20 protein-coding genes are annotated in these 18,695 nt (G+C 61.6%); 11 read left to right on the forward strand and 9 right to left on the reverse strand.

The genetic code is table 11. The features are described 5' to 3' along the window. Positions 1–65 precede the first annotated feature (65 nt). A complete protein-coding gene (locus ACGYLY_RS15660; RefSeq protein ID WP_395284025.1) occupies positions 66–455 on the forward strand; it encodes a RidA family protein in 390 nt (129 codons plus the stop codon). A gap of 38 nt (positions 456–493) precedes the next feature. Then, positions 494–769, forward strand: coding sequence for a hypothetical protein (locus tag ACGYLY_RS15665; RefSeq protein ID WP_395291248.1), 276 nt, complete (start codon positions 494–496; stop codon positions 767–769). A gap of 22 nt (positions 770–791) precedes the next feature. Here the strand turns inward: ACGYLY_RS15665 and ACGYLY_RS15670 are convergent, their stop codons facing one another. Beyond that, positions 792–1,997, reverse strand: a complete 1,206-nt coding sequence (locus tag ACGYLY_RS15670; RefSeq protein WP_395284023.1) for a potassium channel family protein — start codon at positions 1,995–1,997, stop codon at positions 792–794. A gap of 100 nt (positions 1,998–2,097) precedes the next feature. Between ACGYLY_RS15670 and citZ the strand changes: the two genes are divergently transcribed. After that, positions 2,098–3,234, forward strand: coding sequence for a citrate synthase (gene citZ / locus ACGYLY_RS15675; protein ID WP_395284022.1), 1,137 nt, complete (start codon positions 2,098–2,100; stop codon positions 3,232–3,234). A 60-nt stretch (positions 3,235–3,294) separates the two neighbouring features. Here citZ and ACGYLY_RS15680 read toward each other — a convergent pair whose 3' ends face one another. Both ACGYLY_RS15680 and ACGYLY_RS15685 read right to left on the reverse strand, forming a co-directional pair. Next, entirely contained in the window at positions 3,295–3,966 is a 672-nt protein-coding gene (locus tag ACGYLY_RS15680) for an alpha/beta hydrolase (RefSeq protein ID WP_395284021.1), read from the reverse strand. Positions 3,967–4,058: 92 nt separating this feature from the next. Then, positions 4,059–4,496 (reverse strand): hypothetical protein, encoded by a 438-nt coding sequence (locus ACGYLY_RS15685; protein WP_395284020.1) that lies wholly within the window; start codon positions 4,494–4,496, stop codon positions 4,059–4,061. 111 nt (positions 4,497–4,607) lie between these two features. On the opposite strand from ACGYLY_RS15685, the gene ACGYLY_RS15690 reads away from it, so the two are divergent. Next, positions 4,608–5,003, forward strand: a complete 396-nt coding sequence (locus tag ACGYLY_RS15690) for a gamma-glutamylcyclotransferase (RefSeq protein WP_395284190.1) — start codon at positions 4,608–4,610, stop codon at positions 5,001–5,003. A gap of 223 nt (positions 5,004–5,226) precedes the next feature. On the opposite strand, the gene ACGYLY_RS15695 is transcribed toward ACGYLY_RS15690, so the two are convergent. Further along, a complete protein-coding gene (locus ACGYLY_RS15695; protein WP_395284019.1) occupies positions 5,227–6,633 on the reverse strand; it encodes an MATE family efflux transporter in 1,407 nt (468 codons plus the stop codon). An 87-nt stretch (positions 6,634–6,720) separates the two neighbouring features. Beyond that, positions 6,721–7,011, reverse strand: coding sequence for a DUF378 domain-containing protein (locus tag ACGYLY_RS15700; RefSeq protein WP_395284018.1), 291 nt, complete (start codon positions 7,009–7,011; stop codon positions 6,721–6,723). 214 nt (positions 7,012–7,225) lie between these two features. On the opposite strand from ACGYLY_RS15700, the gene lipA reads away from it, so the two are divergent. The 4 genes from lipA (at position 7,226) to ACGYLY_RS15720 (ending at position 12,119) form a co-directional block, all read left to right on the forward strand. Next, a complete protein-coding gene (lipA, locus tag ACGYLY_RS15705; protein WP_395284017.1) occupies positions 7,226–8,164 on the forward strand; it encodes a lipoyl synthase in 939 nt (312 codons plus the stop codon). A 321-nt stretch (positions 8,165–8,485) separates the two neighbouring features. Beyond that, positions 8,486–9,595 carry a pyruvate dehydrogenase (acetyl-transferring) E1 component subunit alpha gene (gene pdhA, locus ACGYLY_RS15710; RefSeq protein ID WP_395284016.1) on the forward strand — a complete coding sequence of 370 codons (1,110 nt, stop codon included), beginning with the start codon at positions 8,486–8,488 and terminating at the stop codon, positions 9,593–9,595. Positions 9,596–9,598: 3 nt separating this feature from the next. Continuing rightward, the gene (locus ACGYLY_RS15715; protein ID WP_395284015.1) at positions 9,599–10,594 is read left to right on the forward strand and encodes an alpha-ketoacid dehydrogenase subunit beta; all 996 of its coding nucleotides are present in this window, start codon (positions 9,599–9,601) and stop codon (positions 10,592–10,594) included. Position 10,595: 1 nt separating this feature from the next. Beyond that, positions 10,596–12,119, forward strand: coding sequence for a 2-oxo acid dehydrogenase subunit E2 (locus tag ACGYLY_RS15720; RefSeq protein WP_395284014.1), 1,524 nt, complete (start codon positions 10,596–10,598; stop codon positions 12,117–12,119). Positions 12,120–12,178: 59 nt separating this feature from the next. Here the strand turns inward: ACGYLY_RS15720 and ACGYLY_RS15725 are convergent, their stop codons facing one another. Together ACGYLY_RS15725 and ACGYLY_RS15730 are read right to left on the reverse strand one after the other, a co-directional pair. Beyond that, positions 12,179–12,409 carry a hypothetical protein gene (locus ACGYLY_RS15725; RefSeq protein WP_395284013.1) on the reverse strand — a complete coding sequence of 77 codons (231 nt, stop codon included), beginning with the start codon at positions 12,407–12,409 and terminating at the stop codon, positions 12,179–12,181. Between the two features lie 86 nt (positions 12,410–12,495). Next, a complete protein-coding gene (locus ACGYLY_RS15730) occupies positions 12,496–12,642 on the reverse strand; it encodes a hypothetical protein (protein ID WP_395284012.1) in 147 nt (48 codons plus the stop codon). A gap of 142 nt (positions 12,643–12,784) precedes the next feature. On the opposite strand from ACGYLY_RS15730, the gene lpdA reads away from it, so the two are divergent. After that, positions 12,785–14,209, forward strand: coding sequence for a dihydrolipoyl dehydrogenase (lpdA, locus tag ACGYLY_RS15735; protein WP_395284011.1), 1,425 nt, complete (start codon positions 12,785–12,787; stop codon positions 14,207–14,209). 130 nt (positions 14,210–14,339) lie between these two features. Here lpdA and ACGYLY_RS15740 read toward each other — a convergent pair whose 3' ends face one another. Continuing rightward, positions 14,340–15,650 carry a twin-arginine translocation signal domain-containing protein gene (locus ACGYLY_RS15740; protein WP_395284010.1) on the reverse strand — a complete coding sequence of 437 codons (1,311 nt, stop codon included), beginning with the start codon at positions 15,648–15,650 and terminating at the stop codon, positions 14,340–14,342. A 303-nt stretch (positions 15,651–15,953) separates the two neighbouring features. Next, positions 15,954–17,465, reverse strand: coding sequence for a DNA-directed DNA polymerase II small subunit (locus ACGYLY_RS15745; RefSeq protein ID WP_395284009.1), 1,512 nt, complete (start codon positions 17,463–17,465; stop codon positions 15,954–15,956). An 83-nt stretch (positions 17,466–17,548) separates the two neighbouring features. Between ACGYLY_RS15745 and ACGYLY_RS15750 the strand changes: the two genes are divergently transcribed. Then, entirely contained in the window at positions 17,549–18,343 is a 795-nt protein-coding gene (locus tag ACGYLY_RS15750; protein ID WP_395284008.1) for a S26 family signal peptidase, read from the forward strand. 42 nt (positions 18,344–18,385) lie between these two features. Next, on the forward strand, positions 18,386–18,601 hold the full coding sequence (locus tag ACGYLY_RS15755) for a hypothetical protein (protein ID WP_395284007.1): 216 nt from the start codon (positions 18,386–18,388) through the stop codon (positions 18,599–18,601). Positions 18,602–18,695: the final 94 nt, after the last annotated feature.

Raw genomic sequence — 18,695 nt, forward strand, 5'->3', positions numbered from 1 at the left:
ACTGCCGAAAAATCCCCCGCAGGGACGAGCGGACCGCTTTTGGGGTGGTAGCTCCTGTACTCTCCATGAAGCGAAAAACGGTGGCGAGCGGAACCGAATGGGAGGAACGCGTCGGCTACTCGCGGGCGATCCGCACCGGAAACGACGTCCGCGTCTCCGGGACCACCGCTACCGACGAGGAGGGAAACGTCGTCGGCGAGGGAGACGCCTACCGGCAGACGAAACGGGCGCTCGAAAACGTCGAATCGGCGCTCGCGGAGGCGGGTGCCAGCCTCGACGACGTCGTTCGAACGCGCATGTACGTGACGGACATCGAGAACTGGGAGCCGGTTGGAGAGGCACACGCCGAGTTCTTCGGCGACGTACGCCCCGCCACGAGTATGGTCGAAGTCAGCGGCCTCATCGACCCCGAGATGGTCGTCGAAATCGAAGCCGATGCCGTCATCACGGCGTGACCGACGCACCTTTTATTCGGCCGTACCAACCAGCGAGCGTGCAAGAAGAGATTCCCGAACGCCCGCCGGGATCGAACCTCATCGAGGCGCTGAACGTCCGCCGAAACGCGGCGTTCGGCTTCTCGATGAGCATCGTGTTCACCGCGCTCGTCTACGTCTACCGAGTCGTCCTCGTCGGGCACGTCAGAGGGCAGGTGGGAACGCCGGTGGCGTATCTCGCGCTCGGGTTCGTGTTGGCGTTTTCGCTCGGCGCGCTGTTGACGGCGGTGTTCACGCTCGTTTCGGCGCGGCGACTCGCAAACGACCTCGACTGACCCCCGTCGCCTCCCCCGCCCGTCAGTCCATTCGCTCCTCACCCGACAGTTCCTGAAGCCGTTCGGCACCCGCCCGCGTTCCCTTCGCCAACAGCACGTCACCGGCGTGGACGTCCGTTTCCGGACCGGGGGAGATGACCCAATCGTCCGGGGGCCGTCGAACCGCGATGATGCGCATTCCAGTCTCCGTCTCGACCCGTTCCTCGCCGAGCGTCGTATCGTCGAACCTGCTCCCGTGCGTGACCGTAATTCGGACGATGACCTCGTCGCTCTCCTGAACCGCGTACTCGACAACCGGATGGGTTCCGAGTCCGCGCAGGACGCCCTCGCTGATTTCCACCGCGGCGTCGCTGATGACCTCGGTGCTGTTGGCGAGGTGCATGAGACCGCGCAAGGAGACGGGGTCGTCCACGTGCGCCGCCGCCTGGAGCGTCCACGCTTCGAACCGCGACTGAAGCGCGTCCACTTCCGCTTCGAGTTCGACCACTTCTTCGGCCACGTCCGTGCTGTCGAACAGAACGCTCCCGTAAGCCAAATCGACCGCGAGTTCGCTCATGTTCTTCATCAAGACTATGGAATCGACCGCGCGTTCGAGGTCGGTATCCCCCGCCTCCGGTGGGTCGGGCGGCCGGTACTCCCGTCCGGTGGCCTGCTCGTACACTTCGGCGACGCCGTCCTCCGACCCGCGGAGGAGGAGTCGGTCGTCGCCGCGAAGGTCGGTCGCCCGGTCGGGATTCAAAATCCAGTCGCCGCCGCGGTGGATGGCGATGACGCGAACCCCGGTTTCCGTTTCGAGGTTCAGCGCGCCGAGAGTCAGTCCGGCGAGCGACGACGAGTCGGAAATTCTGGCGTGAACGAGCGACTCTATCGCCTCGGGGAGCGTCGCGCGCATCGCCTGCGGCAGGCCGATATCTTCCAGAATCACCTTGGCGATGTCGCCCGCCGCGTCGGCGATCTTCTCCGCAGCCCCGACGACGCCGAGGACGGGCGCGAGTTCCTCCGCGTCTTCCGGACTCCGCGCCGCCATGAGCAGGCTCATTCGAGCCTGCAACTGGAGGACGTCCATCTTCCCTTCGAGCGCGAGTACCTCCTCTGCGATGTCGTCGCTGCCGTGGAGGACGGCCGAGAACGAGAGGTCGATGAGGAGTTCCGCCGTGTCCTTCATCTCCGCCAAGACCTCCTTCACGCTCCGAGGTTCGTACTCGACATCGCCGCTCGCGGGTTCCATACGCCGACCTTGGTCACTCTCCCGTAAAAACGTTCGCGGGTCGTTGGGAAACGACCACGAAAGATAATCCTTTTGCGGCTACCCCGTGAATCGTCGGGACATGGCAGACGAGGTTAAAAAAGGCTTAGAGGGTGTTGTGGTCGCGGAGTCAGCACTGAGCCACATCGATGGCGACGAGGGGAAACTCATCTATCGCGGGTATACGATAGAGGACCTCGCTCGTGGCGCGAGTTACGAGGAAGTGTTGTACCTCCTCTGGCACGGCGAACTGCCGAATCGTGACGAACTCGACTCCTTCAGCGAATCCATGTCGGAGGAACGTGAAGTGGACGGCGGGGTCATGGACACCGTGCGCGAACTCGCCGAATCCGATTCGGAGCCGATGGGAGCGCTCCGAACCGCCGTCTCCATGCTCGCGACGTACGACCCCGACGACGACAGCGACCCCGCGGACCGCGAGGCGAACCTCCGAAAAGGCCGCCGCATCACCGCGAAGATTCCGACCATTCTCGCGGCGTTCACGCGCATCCGGAACGGCGACGAACCCGTCGAACCCCGAACCGATCTCGGACACGCCGCCAACTTCCTCTACATGCTCAACGACGAGGAACCGGACGACGTGCTCGCGGACGTGTTCGACCAAGCGCTCGTCCTCCACGCCGACCACGGCCTGAACGCCTCGACGTTCTCGGCGATGGTCACGTCGAGTACGCTCGCGGACCTGCACAGCGCCGTGACGAGCGCCATCGGAACGCTCTCCGGGTCCCTGCACGGCGGCGCGAACGCCAACGTCATGCGGATGTTAAAGGAAGTCGACGACAGCGACAGGGACCCCGTCGATTGGGTGGACACCGCGCTCGACGAGGGACGGCGCGTCGCTGGCTTCGGCCACCGAGTCTACAACGTGAAGGACCCGCGCGCGAAAATCCTCAGCGAGCAGAGCGAGGAACTCGGCGAGGCCGCCGGTGACACGAAATGGTACGAGATGTCCGTCGCCATCGAGGAGTACATGAAAGAGGAGAAGGGCCTCGCGCCCAACGTCGACTTCTACTCCGCCTCGACCTACTACCAGATGGGCATCCCCATCGACATCTACACGCCCATTTTCGCGCTCTCGCGGGCCGGTGGCTGGATCGCACACGTGCTCGAACAGTACGAGGACAACCGCCTCATCCGTCCGCGCGCCAAGTACGTCGGCGACGAGGACGTCGAGTTCGTCCCCATCGACGAGCGATAGTTTCGATTCGAGTTCGACTGCGACCGCCAATTCCGACCGTCTCTTTCCGTTTTCGAAGACTCACTCCGCGAGGAGTCGTGCCACCATCCGTTCAACGTGCGCGACTTCCTCCTGAACGACGCCGTGCCCCATCCCCTCGAAGATGCGTTCGGTGACAGACCCGTCCAACGCCGTGAGAACCGCCTCGGTCTCGTGAACGCGTTCGACCGGAATGTGCTGGTCGTTGTCGCCACAGCCGAGATAGACGGACGTTTCGTCGAGCGAACCGTCATACTCGCGGGGCGTTCCCTTGGGACCGATGAGGCCGCCGCTGAACGCCGCGACGCCGCCGTACTTCCGTGCGTTCCGCGCGACGAACTCGGTCGTCAGGCACGCGCCCTGGGAGAAGCCGAGCAGGAAGGTCCGTTCCGGCGGAATACCGGCCGCTTCGAGGTCTGAGACGAGCGTTCCGAGGAGCGAGAGCGCGGACGAGAGGTGCGGTTGGTTCGCGTCGAGTGGCGCGAGAAACGACTGTGGGTACCACGTGTTTCCGGCCGCCTGTGGCGCGAGAAAAGCGATTCCTTCGTGTCGGAACTCCTGTCCGAGTTCGAGGATGCTCCGCGCCGTCGCACCGCGTCCGTGGACCAGAATCATCGCCGCCCTCGCGTCGTCGAGTGGCACGCCGGACGTGACCACCTCCTGTCCAGCGTGTGGACCGTCGATGTCGTCCGTGTCGAAGTTCGAGTCTGTCATATACTGATCTATCGTTCCGACGTTCCCTACCGTTTTCCCTTACAGAGGGGACTCGGGTCACTAACCCGCCGGATGGCCCCATCCGTCGACACCTACGTTCCTCCCTCTCGACTCCGACCGCCAGCGGTTCCGCGCTCCTCCATCATCGCAACCGCGCGGGTCGCCCACGTCCCGCGATAGAAGCCGACTCCGACGACACCCACTGCCCGGACGTAATAGAGGAGGATTCCGACATAGACGCCAACGACCCACGAAAAGCCGACCATGAACAGGAACATGCGCGACGTTCGGGCGATGAACGGCGTTTTCGTGTCGCTGCCTCCCTGCAGTGCGCCGCCAAGAACGACGAAAGAGACGAGGAACGGCGCGGCGAGACCGTACACGCGAGCGAAGTCGGCGGGTGAGAACAGGCCGGTGACGATGATGTCCGTCGTTCGCATCATCGTTCGGAGTACCTGTTCGGCCATCAGGGGCCACGAAAGCCCGAGAACCCGTCGCCAGACCCCGACGAGTCGTGAGCGTTCTGTCACGCGGCGGAATCGTTTTTCACGGGGGTGGCTGTACCGGAACGAGCAACCGACGCGAACGGGGCCGAACGCTCCCGACAGGGCTAATTAATCGTCGTGCATGTGATGGACCACATGCTGGTGTTCGTCTACGGAACCCTGACCGACCCCGAGCGCGTCGCATCCGTCGTCGAAACGTTCGAGTTCGCCGGTGACGCGACCCTTCTCGGATTACATCGCGTCGATGGTCGCTATCCGACGCTCGCACCGGGTGGTCGGACGGACGGGAGGTTGCTCGAAACGAGCGATATGGACGCCCTCGATTCGTACGAAGGCGTCGGGCACGGGCTCTACAGTCGAATTACCGTTCCCAGTGAGCGCGAGTCGGGGGAGCGAGTCGCCATTTACGTCGGCGATCCGGCCAAACTCGGCGTGCCGGAGGCGATTTCGTGGCCCGGAGACGGGTCGCTCGAAACGCGTATTCGTCGATTTATTGAAGATACCGAGGTACGCGTTCGAACGTCCGAGTGATTTATGTATGACGCTCGTCTGACTCCGGCGTCTGCCTTCCGTCAGACACGAGCATCTCCCCGTCGCTTGCTACCGATTTCACTTTCACTCCGCACCCCTCGCGTTTAAGTCCACCCACGCGCTCTCTCAAGACGCGGTCACACGCTCCGCGCTCCCATTCTCTCCCCCTTTTGACAATCGAGAGACATCCGTGAGTGGATGAACGGCCACCCAACCACCGGGATCAATCGTCCACGGAACTGCCGATACTTCTCGATGCGCGCAGGGTCATCCCGTCGTTCACTTGATAGTAGTAGTAGGCGCTGAATCCAACGGCGGCGACGCAGTTGGAGATGGTGACCGCCCAAAAAACGGCGTGAACGTTATAGCCCAACCAGAACACGCCAATGGCGGCGATGGGAAGTCGAATCACCCAGTATTTCATCATATCTGCAACCATGGTCGTTTTGGTCCGGCTTGCGCCGTTGAATCCGGCGCTGATGAGGTACATCACGCCGATTCCCCAGTAGCCGTAGGCGAGGATTCGAAGGTAATCGACGGTGAGGTCGTAGGTGGCCTGTGAAACGTCGGGTACGAACGCGTTCGTGAGAATGCCGGGGATGAACCACTGGACGGCACCGATGACGGACAAGCTAATCGCGGCGATAGCGACGCCAACCCACGTCGTCCTGCTTGCCCGCATCGGGTTCTCAGCGCCGATGTTCTGTCCGATGACGCTCTGTGCAGCGCGTTGAAGCCCGCTTGCCGGGATGAATGCGATACTGGCGATGCTCGCGCCGATGGTGTATGCGGAGACGCCGGCCGGACCCCCTGCGGCCGTTACGACCGCGATGATGAGGACGCGAACGGACTGTCCGGCGGCGTGCTGGCCGAACATGGGGAGACCGATATCCAATAGCTCCCGGTAGTCGTTCAACCGAACCGTCATCGACTCCGTGGTGAGGGTGAAACCGTCCCGACCGCGGAGCATCATTCCCAGGGCGAAAAGGGACGAGCAACCGTAGCCGAGTATCGTGGCGAGAGCGGCACCGGCGATGCGGTATCCGTCGAAGCCCGGAACGCCGAGTCCGAAGATGAGAATCGGGTCGAGGACGATGTTGATGCCGACCGCCATCACGTTGATGTAGAGTGCGGCGCGCGAGTCGCCCCATCCGACGAAGCCCATCTCGATGGCGTCTCCCGTACCCATGATCGAAAACCCGAGGGAATACGTGGTGAGATACGTGACGGCCGCCGACGCGACGGCGGGTTCGGCCCCGAACTGCGCGATGATATCCCGGCCAAAGACGAGGATGAGCCCGGTGGTGGCGATGCCGAAAGCGAACGCGAGCGACATCCCGTGAAACGCCGCCCGGCGCGCGCGTGACGGTTCGTCGGCACCGACGCGTTGAGAGACGAGGACCTGTGTCCCGACGGTAGTAATCATGAAAACCGAAAAGATAAGCGACGTTAGGGGGATGTTGACACCGACTGCGGCGACCGCGGTTTCGCCGAGTCGCCCGAGCCAAAAGATATCGACTATCTGTTGAGCGACTTGGACGAGATTTTGGAGGATGAGGGGAGCAGCGAGGAGGGCGAGCGCCCGAACGATGGACCCTTCGGTGATTTCATCCCGTGATACATCGAGCATGGTTTTTTTCGTTATATCGAGTATAAAATCGTGGTAGTATTTATAGATATGGCAGAAGGAACGAAATTCAGAACGGACAGGAAACGGCTACTCGGTCTGTCTGGGTTCGGTCTGCTGAGCCGTCTGTTGCCGTGTGCGACGGCTCGCACGGCCGATTTTGTAGCTGGTGTAGATGAAGTAGAGTCCGGCCAACCCGACGAGGACGTAGATGAGGTCCGTAACGACCTGTGCGACGTTCGGCAGGAACAACAGTCCTAACACCTGCCGCACGACGTTGATTCGTCCGCCCGTCAGATCGGTGATACCGAGAATCCCCCAGTTGAGCGCGCCGATGATGATGAGGACCATACTGAACCAGTCCAATCCGTTGGTTCGCATACCATCGTTCGATTGTGTATTGCGATTTGTGGCCATTGCGGAGGAACTAGGTAAAGAGCGGTTATTGTTATTTGCCAGTTGCATACGTGTAGCCGAAGGTATTCGACCGTTTCCACCGAGAAACGAACCATACGGACGAACGTGAAGTGAAATCGCGTGGCGTTCCCACGAGGATACCCTATCCTTTTGTCCTGGCGGACCGAAAGCGTCGGTAATGAGTGGGCGGCGCAAACCCGACTGGTTGAAGATGCGACCACCGTCGGGACAGGAGTTCACGGGAATCAAACAGACGCTCCGAGAGCACGATTTGCACACGGTCTGCGAGGAGGCCAACTGTCCGAATCTCGGAGAATGTTGGAGCGGGAAGGGTTCCGACGGCGGCGGAACGGCGACGTTCATGCTGATGGGCCACAAGTGTACGCGCAGTTGTGGCTTTTGTGACGTGGACACAGGCGGTGGTGAACCGCTCGACCCCGACGAACCGGAGAACGTGGCGAGCGCCATCGCCGAAATCGGGTTGGATTACGTCGTCCTCACCTCGGTGGACAGGGACGACCTCGAAGGGCAAGGTGCCGAACACTTCGCGCAAACGATTCGGGAGATCAAAAAGCGCCATCCCGGAATCCTCGTGGAAGTGTTGATTCCCGATTTCCAAGGCGACGAGGAGCTCGTTCGGAAGATCATCGACGCGGACCCGGACGTCATCGCACACAACGTCGAAACGGTGGAACGCCTACAGGGATACGTTCGGGACGTACGGGCAGGCTACGAACAGAGTCTCGGCGTCCTCGAACAGGTCAAGCGCGAATCCGACATCTACACAAAGACGAGCCTGATGTTGGGCCTCGGCGAGTACGACCACGAGGTGTATCAGGCGCTGTCGGACCTCCGGGAGACGGACGTCGATATCGTCACGCTCGGCCAGTATCTCCAGCCGTCGCGGACGCATCTCGACGTCGAGGAGTACGTGCATCCGGCGAAATACCGGACGTGGCAGGAGGTCGCCGAGGAGGAACTGGAGTTCCTCTACTGTGCGAGCGGGCCGATGGTCCGATCGTCGTATAAAGCGGGCGAACTGTTCGTGGACGCCATCCTCAGGGATGGGAAGTCGGTGGAGCAAGCGAGGAGGGAGGCCCGGAGGGCCTCCGTGTAGTGAGCGGGGGAGGAACGATCCACGGGAAAGGAAGTCGGACGTGGTGTTCAAATATACAAACACATGAGTTGTTTGACTGAGATTGCGAATGATTATGTCCAAAGATGTATTCAGTTGTTCATCCGGTAATTTCTGCCAGTAGTCGGTTTGTCCACTGTTCGAGTTCTATTCGCCAATAAATTTGAAATTTAGAGATATTACCGAGTATTGAAGCACAAATGGGTAGAAATAGTGTGACAGAGAATTCCTATGGGAAGTTAATTACGAAAACCCTATAATGCGCGCCAGAGTTCTTTTGAGTATGTCAGGATGGGTTCGATCGTGAGCATCGTACACCGAGACCCCCAGGACCGAGTACAGATACTGGACGAAGACGGGTCGGTGCTGGACGGGATGGAAGTGCCGGACCTCTCCGACGAGGAACTGGTGGAGATGTACCGCTACATGCGTCTCGCCCGCCACTTCGACGAACGAGCGGTGAGTCTCAATCGACAGGGTCGGATGGGAACCTACCCACCGCTTTCGGGGCAGGAAGGGGCGCAAATCGGGAGCGTCTACGCGCTCTCGGACGACGACTGGATGTTCCCGAGCTACCGTGAACACGGCGCGTCGCTCGTTCGCGGCCTCTCGCTCAAACAGACCATGCTCTACTGGATGGGCCACGAGGTCGGGAACGACATCCCGGACGGCTCAAACATCTTCACCGTCGCGGTGCCAATCGCGACGCAGATTCCCCACGCGACCGGTGCGGCGTGGGCGTCGAAGCTCAAGGGCGAGGAGAAGGCGTTCCTCTGTTACTTCGGCGACGGCGCGACGAGCGAGGGGGACTTCCACGAAGGCCTGAACTTCGCGGGCGTGTTCGACACGCCGTCGGTGTTCTTCTGTAACAACAACCAGTGGGCGATTTCGGTGCCCCGCGAACGCCAGACCGCGAGCGCCACCATCGCCCAGAAGGCACAGGCCTACGGCTTCGAAGGCGTGCAGGTCGATGGGATGGATCCCCTCGCCGTGTACAAAGTGACGAAGGAAGCCGTCGACAAGGCGAAAGACCCCGAAGAGGACGAGCGGCGTCCGACGCTCATCGAGGCGGTCCAGTACCGCTTCGGCGCGCACACCACCGCCGACGACCCGACCGTCTACCGGGACGACGACAAGGTCGCGGAGTGGAAGCGAAAGGACCCCATCCCGCGCATGGAGAAGTTCCTGCTGAAGACGGGGCGCTTGGACGAAGAAGACGTCGAGGAAATCGGCGAAGCGGTCAAGCAGGCCGTCGCCGACGCCATCGACGAGGCCGAGGCAGTCGAACGCCCTGACGCCGAGGAAATCTTCAACAACGTGTACGCGGAGATGCCGCCGCGACTCCGCAAGCAGATGGAATCGTTCGAACGCCTCCGCGAACAGTACGGTGACGAAACCATCCTGGAGGACTAAGATATGAGTCAGGCAACTACCGAATCCGAGAATCTCACGCTCGTACAGGCAGTCCGCGACGGACTGTACACCGAAATGAAACAGGACGAAGACGTCGTCGTGATGGGCGAGGACGTCGGTAAAAACGGTGGCGTGTTCCGCGCCACGGAAGGGCTCTACGAGGAGTTCGGCGACGACCGCGTCATCGACACCCCGCTCGCGGAATCGGGCATCATCGGAACGGCCATCGGGATGGCCGCCTACGGACTGAAACCCGTCCCCGAGATGCAGTTCTCCGGCTTCATGTACCCGGCGTTCGATCAGATCGTGTCGCACGCCGCACGTCTCCGAACCCGGTCGCGCGGCCGCTTCACCTGTCCGATGGTCGTCCGTGCGCCGTACGGCGGCGGCATCCGGGCACCGGAACACCACTCCGAGTCGATGGAGGCGTTCTACACCCACCAACCCGGTCTCAAAGTCGTCATGCCGAGTACACCCTACGATACGAAGGGCCTGCTCACCTCGGCCATTCGCGACCCGGATCCGGTAATCTTCCTCGAACCGAAACTCATCTACCGCGCGTTCCGCGACGAAGTTCCGTCCGAGTCCTACGAGGTCCCGCTCGGTGAGGCCGCGGTGCGCCGCGAAGGGACGGACATCTCGGTGTTCACGTGGGGTGCGATGACCCGCCCGACGATGGAGGCCGCCGAGGAGTTGGCGGACGAAATCGACGTGGAAGTCGTCGACCTCCGCACCGTCTCGCCGCTCGACACGGACACCATCATCGAATCGTTCAAGAAGACTGGCCGCGCGGCGGTCGTCCACGAGGCACCCAAGACGGGCGGCCTCGCCGGGGAAATCGCGGCGACGATTCAGGAGGAAGCCCTGCTGTATCAGGAGGCCCCCGTCGAGCGCATCACCGGCTTCGACACGCCGTTCCCGCTGTACAGCCTCGAAGACTACTACCTGCCCGAACCGACTCGCATCAAAGAGGGCATCCGCGACGCGGTGAACTTCTGACATGGTACGCGAATTCAAACTGCCCGACGTCGGCGAAGGCGTGGCCGAGGGCGAACTCGTCAGTTGGAAGGTCGAAGAGGGCGATACCGTCACCGAGGACCAAGCGGTCGCGGAGGTCGAAACGGACAAGGCGATCGTGGAGATTCCCTCGCCGGTCAACGGAACTGTCCGCGAACTGCTCGCCGAGGAGGGCGAGGTCGTCCCGGTCGGCAACGTACTCCTCACGTTCAACGTGGAGGGCGAAGCGGAGGAACCGGCGGAGCCGACGACCGAGAGCGCCGATTCCGAGGAGGGGACCGACTCGCAGGAACAAGTCGCCGAAACGGACGCGTCAGCGGACACGGAGGAGACCGAGACTCCCGAGGGCCGCGTCTTCGCGGCCCCGAGCGCTCGCCGACTCGCGCGTGAACTCGGCATCGATATCGCGTCGGTCGATGGAACCGGCCCGAGCGGTCGCGTGAGCGAACACGACGTTCGGACGGCGGCCGAGAGCGGGACGGAGTCCGAACCCGAGAAAGAGGCCGAACCCGAGAGCGAGACGGAATCGGAACCCGAACCGGCGACCGAAACGGAAACTGCCGGCGGCACTGCCGCCACCACGGCCGCCCCGACACAGGTCGAAGCGGCCGAGCGCGAGCGCACGCTGGCAGCGCCGGCGACGCGCCGCCTCGCTGAAGAACAGGGTATCGACATCAACGCCGTACCGTCCACCGAAGAGCGCGACGGACAGGCGTTCGTCACGCCCGAAGCAGTTCGGGAGTACGCCGAGGCACAGCAGCACGCACAGGCCGCCGACACCGCCGCGATTGCGAGCGGAGAAACCGGCCCGCGAGAGGAACGGATTCCGTACCGCGGTATTCGCCGCAGCATCGGCAAGCAGATGCAGAAGTCGAAGTTCACCGCGCCCCACGTCACCCATCACGACTCCATCGACGTGACGGAACTGGTCGAGACTCGCGCCGAACTCAAGGAGATCGCCGAGGAGCGCGGCATCAAACTGACCTACATGCCGTTCGTCCTGAAGGCCATCGTGGCCGCGCTGAAGGACTACCCGTACCTCAACAGCGCGTTGGACGAGGAGAACGAGGAGATCGTCGTCAAGAACTACTACAACATCGGTATCGCGGTAGCAACCGACGACGGCCTGATGGTTCCCGTCCTGAAGAACGTGGACGAAAAGGACATGCTCCAGCTCTCCTCGGAGATGAACGAGTTGGTCGAAAAGGCCCGCGACCGCACCATCACCCGCGACGAGATGCAGGGCGGCACGTTCACCATCACGAACTTCGGGGCCATCGGCGGTGAGTACGCGACGCCCATCATCAACCACCCCGAGGTCGGTATCCTCGGTCTGGGCGAACTGAAAAAGCGCCCGGTCGTGGTCGACGACGAAGTCGAAGCGCGCTACACGCTCCCGATTTCGATGTCCATCGACCACCGCATCATCGACGGTGCGGTCGTCGCGTCGTTCGCAAACCAACTGCTCGAATACCTGCACAACCCGCGACTGCTCCTGCTGGAGTAACCGGACGCGTCGCTGGTCGGCTTTTTTCGGCGTCAAAAATATCGTGTACGGTTAGGAGTCTATCCCCACAACCAATCGGTGAACCACGTCGCAGCACCGATGAGGATCAGCAGGAACCCGATGATGTTCACACCGGGAACGAACAACAACACTGCGCCGAACGCTATCAGGAGGATAGACAGCTCTTCCTCCGAGTACTTCTGGACGAAGTTCTTGAACGTCGAACTGCTGTTGTTGTCGTCGTCGGTTCTATCGGTACGGGTCGTTCTGTGATCAGTTTCCCCCACCATACAGTTCGTGGTAGACGCGTGAAACGCGAAAGTGTGCCGCCTGCCAACGCATGTGCGTTTAGTGAACGTCGGGTCAGCGGAGAACGCTACGCAGACGGGGTGCTCTCGACGCCGAACGCGATTCCGGCGAGTAAAATCGTCGATTCGGCCGAGTGTGGTTGGAAAAACGCGACGCCGCCGGTCACTGTCGCTCCGACGAGGAGGGCGATGGCGTAGCGGAGAAGTCGGTTCATGCTGGAATGTTTAGTGGCTGAAATATAATTTTTTCTCCGGAGTGCCGGACTCGGTTCGAAATCGTGACAGTTGCTGACGTTCGTCTACTCCTCGGAACGTAATCCACCTGATTTTTTACCCGGTAGCTACTCTAGTCATTCAATGGTCGTCGGAGATATCTCGACTGGAACAGAGGTGCTGGTTATCGGCGCGGGACCGGGCGGTTACGTCGCTGCCATCCGCGCGGGGCAACTCGGGCTCGACGTAACGCTCGTGGAGAAAGACGCCTACGGCGGCACCTGCCTGAACTACGGCTGTATCCCGTCGAAGGCGATGATTACGGCGTCCGATTTGGCCTACGACGCCAACCACGCCGAGGACATGGGCATCTACACGAAACTCGACGTGAACTACGGCGAGATGGTCGAGTGGAAGGACGGCGTGGTGTCTCAACTCACCGGCGGCGTCGAAAAGCTCTGTAAGGCCAACGGCGTCTCCCTGATGGAAGGCCGCGCGGAGTTCGCGGACGACAAATCGGTTCGCGTCGTCCACGATGGCGAAGGACAGGGGTCCGAGACGGTGGAGTTCGAGCACGCGATCGTTTCGACCGGAAGCCGACCCATCGAGATTCCAGGCTTCGAGTTCGACGGCGAACATATCCTCGACTCCCGACAGGCGCTCGCGATGGACGACGTGCCCGAAAGCATCGTCATCGTCGGCGCGGGCTACATCGGCATGGAGTTGGCAGGCGTCTTCGCCAAACTCGGCTCCGACGTGACCGTCGTCGAGATGCTCGATTCGGTGCTCCCGACGTACGAGGACGACCTCGCGCGACCGGTCAAGAAGAAGGCCGACGAGTTGGGTATCGACTTCCACTTCGGAGAGGCCGCAAAGGAATGGGAGGAATCCGGCGACGGCATCACCGTCATGACCGAAAACGAGGACGGCGACGTCTCGGAGTTCGGTGCCGAGAAGGCCCTCGTGGCGGTCGGTCGGCGACCTGTCACGGACACGCTCGACCTCGAAAGCGCGGGCATCGAGACGGACGAGATGGGCTTCATCGAGACGGACGACCGCGCACGGACCGAGAAGGACCACATCTACGCCATCGGCGACGTGGCCGGCGAACCGATGCTGGCTCACGCGGCGAGCAAGGAAGGACAGGTCGCCGCGGAAGTCATCGCCGGAGAACCCGCGGCGCTCGACTATCAGGCCATGCCCGCCGCCGTCTTCACCGACCCTGAAATCGGAACGGTCGGCCTGACGGAGGCGGAAGCCGAAGAGGGGGGCTTCGAACCCGTCGTCGGCAAGTTCCCGTTCCAAGCCAGCGGTCGTGCGCTCACGACGGGCCACGCCGAGGGCTTCGTCCGCATCGTCGCCGACGAACCGAGCGGGTTCGTCCTCGGCGCACAGATCGTCGGCCCCGAAGCCTCGGAACTCATCGCCGAACTCGGATTAGCCATCGAGATGGGCGCGACGCTCGAAGACGTGGCCGCGACGGTCCACACCCACCCGACGCTCTCGGAGGCCGTGATGGAGTGTGCCGAGAACGCGCTCGGGCACGCGATTCACACGCTGAACCGATAAGCGGCGTTCACTTTTCGGACGACATGTTTTGGTCGATACCGGTCGTGTGACCGCTCGAAAAAGAGGATTCGAGGAAAGGTTGCGACGAGGATATAGGAAGGTTGCGACGGGGGTATTCGTTGGGGAGAGGTTAGCAACCGCCCGAGAGCGAGATCATCGCGTCGTCGACGACGGCCTCGCCGTCCATCGTGTACGGGCCGTCCGTGTCGCCTTCCGACGTGAGGAAGTCGTAGGTGCCGTTTCTGTCGCTGTCGACGTGCGGCATGGCGATGAGCGTCGTGTCCTCTTCGAGCATCGACATCTCGTAGTCGCCGCCGGGGACGCCCTCGTACAGCGAAATCTCGATGTCCTCGTGCGTGCCGGCGGCGAGCGCGTCGGAGACGCCGATGACGCTGTCGAACACCTCGCCGTCGAGGAGGCTCGCGTCGTGGATGGTGACGAACCCGCCGTCCGAGAGGGTCGCACTGTTGACCCAGACGCTCTCACCGTCGGATTTCTGGTCACGGAAGCACACGTCGGCGGTCGGTTTCGACTCCATCTCGACCGTAATCATCGCGTCGTCCACGACCGCCTTCCCGTCCATCGTGTACGGGCCGTCGTACTTGCCCTCGCATTCGACGAAGTCATACTCCTCGTTGCCGTTCGAATCGAGGTGCGGCATCGCGATGAGCGTGGCGTCATCCTTCAACATCTCCATGTCGAACTCGCCGCCGGGGACGTTGAAGAGCGAAACCGACACGTCCTCGTGGGTGCCCGACTCGAGGTACTTCGACACGCCGATGACGCTGTCGAACACGTCGCCGTCGAGGAGGCTGCTGTCGTGGATGGCGACGAAGCCGCCATCGGAGAGCGTGACCGAATCGACGGAAACCATCGTTCCGTCGGACGTCCCGTCGTCGAACGTGACCGACGCCATCGGCTTTGCGTCGACGGAGACCTTCGCGTCGTCGATGACCGCCTTCTCGTCCTTCGTGTACGGACCGTCTTTCTGCCCGCCGGAGGAGACGAACTCGTACTCCCCGTTGTCGTTCGAATCCACGTGCGGCATGGCGATGAGCGTCCCATCATCTTCGAGCATCTTCGAGTCGAACTCCGCGCCCTTCACGTCGAACAGTTCGACGTCGACGTTTTCGTGCGTTCCCGCATCGAGCGAATCGGAGACGCCGATGACGCTCTCCAGCGCCTTTCCGTCGAGGAGGCGGCCGTCGTGGATGGCGATGAAACCACCCTCGGGGAGCGTCGCCGACGCGACCGATATCGACGTCCCGCCGGTGGTCTGGTCGTCGAACGTGACCGATGCTGACGACTTCATCGCAATCGCGGTACTACTCAATGTGAGGGCCGAACCCGCTACCGCGGCACCCGCAAGGAATCGCCGACGGGAAGTCGAATTCGAATCGCTCGATTGATTCGCATCGTCCGAGAGGTCTGGTGCAGTCATGATAACCGACGACAGCTATTTCCGACAACGAACAGAAGAACATTTTCGCAATTCTCACCCAAATTCATCCTATATTCATCCTAAACAATAATACCAATTTATATATGTGTGTGGTTGAGGATGAAGGAGTCCGGATTTGAATGACGACGGCAAGCGAACTTTCTCCGGTAATACGTCCGTATTCCGAAATTTGTCGTCTCAGTACGGAGGAAAGCAACCCCTCGATTTCGGGTGGAAAACGAACGGAAATCGAGCAGAAATCGAGCAGAAAACGAGCAGAAAACGGGCGGAGAGCGGGACGAATCAGGCGAACTTCCGAACCGTTACTTCGAGCGTGTCCAAATCGACGATGGGGGCGAATCCGGAGTCGGGGTCGATATTTACGCTCTTCTGGAAATCGGTCTGGGCCTGCCAACATCCGGAGTTCATGGCGAGGACGTTGTGGTACTTGCCGAAGCCGAGTTTGTGAACGTGGCCGGTGTGGAAGATGTCGGGCACCTCGTCGATGACGAGGTAATCCTTCTCCTCCGGCGCGACGCGGGTGTGGCCCCCGTACTGCGGCGCGACGTGGCGCTTTTTCAGGAGTTGGTACATCGCCTTGTGGGGTTCCTCGTAACTCGCCTTCTCGGCGGGGAGTTCGGCGATAACCTCGTCCAAGGAGACGCCGTGGTACATCAGCACCGAGACGCCCTCTATCGTCACCGTGGACGGGTTGCTCGTGATTTTCGCGTCGTGGACGTCCATGATGGAGCGGAGTTCGTCGTCGAAGCCCGGTTGCGGTTCCGCGAGACGAACCGCGTCGTGGTTGCCGGGTATCATGATGATCTCCAAGTCGCCCGGCACCTCCTTCAGGTACTCCGAGAACTCCTCGTACTGCTCGAAGATGTCGATGATGTCGAGTTCCTCGTCCTGATTCGGATAGATACCCACGCCTTCGACCATGTCGCCGCAGATGAGCAGATATTCGACGTGCTCTGCTTCCTCGGTGTGAAGCCAGTTGGCGAACCGATGCCACGCGTCGGCCATGAACTCCTGACTGCCGACGTGGACGTCGCTGATGAGCGCGGCTTGGACGTGACGGTCGGCGGTCGATGGCCGGTAGGTCCGCGGCACGTCCGGAAAGTGGAGGGAATCCACGAACAGGATGCCCGCATCGTCCGATAACGTTCCCTCGACGGCGATGGTTTCGTCCAACAGGAGTTCGTCCACGAGACTCGCGAACTCCCGATCTTTCATGATGAGACAGGGGAACGTCCCGTTCGTGTCTTCGAGTTCGACGAGCCAATGACCGCTCGCCGTGGAACGGATGTCGCTTATCATGCCCACGATGGCGGCGTCGCTTCCGCCGGGCATGCTGGCGACGGTGTTCGTCGGGCGAGCGTTCACCCGCCCGCGAAGTTTTCCGGAGAGGCGCTGGAACCGGTCGCGAAACACCGTGACGAAGTCGCCGTATTCGCCGGTTCCGGTGCTCGCCCCGGTCATGTCGTTGAGGATATCCACCGACTGCTCGGTGAGGTTCCGTGACACGGACCCCTTCGTTTCAACTGGAGACGGTTCCGCGCTTGCCGTTGATTTCGCGGCGGAAACTCCACCTGAAGCGGAGGGGTGGACCGACCCCGTGTCCGACCCATTGAGAACGGTTCGCACGTGTTCCACGGAGAGTTTCAGGGCGTCCTCGGGGGCGGATTCGACTGCGCGTTCGAGGGCCGCTCCGGGGTCGGGGGCGGACGCGAGAAGCGTTACGGCTTCCCGGTCAGCGTTGTACCCGCGACTCGTGAGTTCGCTGACGATTCGAGCCGGGGTTTCCAATGGCACATTTCAGCAGAGGCGGGGATGGGCAAAAAGGCTAGCGAACCAACCCAGAAGGTTGACAACGTGGGGAACAGTAGGAAACCGTAATGAGTCCCCCAGACGGGTCGTCGTCATCGGACGGTATACGGGACACGGGACCGGATGGCTCCGGTCCGGTCGCGTGGATTCGTTGGTTCCGACATACCGACAACGGGACGGTCGTGTTCGTCCGCGAAATGCTGGAAAGTGCCGCCGTCGTCGTCGCGATCGGTCTCATCCTCTTCGCCGTCAGCGGCGTGTGGCCGCCGATGGTGGCCGTCGAAAGCGGAAGCATGGAACCGCACATGCAGAAAGGGGACCTCATCTTCATCATGGACCAGCACCGTTTCACTCCCGACGCCGCCTACGGGAACACCGGTATCGTCACGTACCAGGAGGGGAAGGACACGGGATACAAGAAGTTCCACGACTACGGGGACGTGATAATCTACCTGCGCTACGGGCGGAGCGACGAAACGCCCGTCATCCATCGAGCGCGGTTCTGGGTGAACGAGGGTGAAAACTGGTACGACAAGGCCAACCCGAACTACATCCTCGGCGCGGACAACTGCAGGGAACTGCCCAACTGTCCCGCACCGCACGCCGGTTTCATCACCAAAGGTGACAACAACGGGGCATACGACCAAGTGGTCCGTATCAGCGACCCAGTGAAATCCGAGTGGATTCGCGGCACCGCCGAGTTGAGGATACCGTGGTTGGGTCACGTCCGCCTGTTCTTCTCCAAGGCGGCAGTCGCGAACCCGCCGGTCACACAGCAGAACGGAACCGACTATTCGGCGGTACCAGCGGGGGAAAAAATCCGACCGACGGCTAACGCTTCGCGCGCGGCGACAGCCGCCTGATTTCCGCGACGTTTTATGTATTTTGCGTCACATTGAGCCTTCATGAGTGACGAGAGCGAACCCGATCCCTGCGACGACTGTCGAGAGCCGCTGCAGGACGCGCTGGCGCGGACGGTTCGACTGACCGTGGACCGCTCACAGATCGACAAGCAGCGACTCTGCCCGGAATGTTTCGCCGATTGGATAGACCGCTACGAAATCGAGATGAAACCGACGGACGACTCGACGGACGAGGAATCGGAAATCATCGTCGACTGAACCCCTTTCTTTCGGGTAGAAAGCCGAACACGGAAGCGGGAACGTGTCCGTCGAATCGACTACCGAAACGGACCACCGAAACGATATGGAGCTG

The sequence above is a fragment of the Haladaptatus sp. CMAA 1909 genome, assembly GCF_043952005.1.
Lineage (GTDB): Archaea > Halobacteriota > Halobacteria > Halobacteriales > Haladaptataceae > Haladaptatus.